At 30.8% G+C, this 487-nt stretch carries 1 protein-coding gene; it reads left to right on the top strand.

Annotated elements, in window-relative coordinates:
- Positions 1–61 precede the first annotated feature (61 nt).
- Positions 62–451: a hypothetical protein gene (locus A6E03_RS03405; RefSeq protein ID WP_065600170.1), complete on the top strand. Its 390-nt coding sequence runs from the start codon at positions 62–64 to the stop codon at positions 449–451.
- Positions 452–487 lie beyond the last annotated feature (36 nt).

The following is a 487-nucleotide window of genomic DNA, read 5'->3' on the forward strand; positions in this document are numbered from 1 at the left end:
TTAAGTATAATTGCATAGTAGTAAACGTGTTATGCAGGCGTTATGTGCAAAGGGATAATTAATGAGATTTTCAATATTAGTAATGCTTCTGATTTCATTTAAGTCATTAGCACTCGATGACTATAAATGTATGATAACAAATGCTGTTTCTTCAAATGAAAATGGCAAATTAATAGAAGTTGGAGATAAGTCTGTAAATGGAAAAATATTTACAGTAGATAGAAGTTCTGGAGTCATGGTTGGTCCTATAAAAAATAATTATATAAGTGAGCCCATAGTTCTAGATTTTGGCTCAACGGATAACTCTTTTAAAGCTGTAACAACGATGAGAAATGAGATTACAACAAATGTGTATGTTTTAACAATTCAAGAGTTTATAGACGGTTCTAGAAAGCCATTTGTGTTTTTAAGTAATTCAGATGTATTTTATGGGTATTGTGAACACTTTTAGATGCACATAACAATCGCATCAACACGATTTGCTACA

It is taken from the genome of Aliivibrio sp. 1S128 (assembly GCF_001691065.1).
Lineage (GTDB): Bacteria > Pseudomonadota > Gammaproteobacteria > Enterobacterales > Vibrionaceae > Aliivibrio.

Excerpts from the sequence above, each read along its gene's own strand:
- A6E03_RS03405 (WP_065600170.1), top strand. The coding sequence starts at position 62 with ATGAGATTTTCAATATTAGTAATGCTTCTGATTTCATTTAAGTCATTA.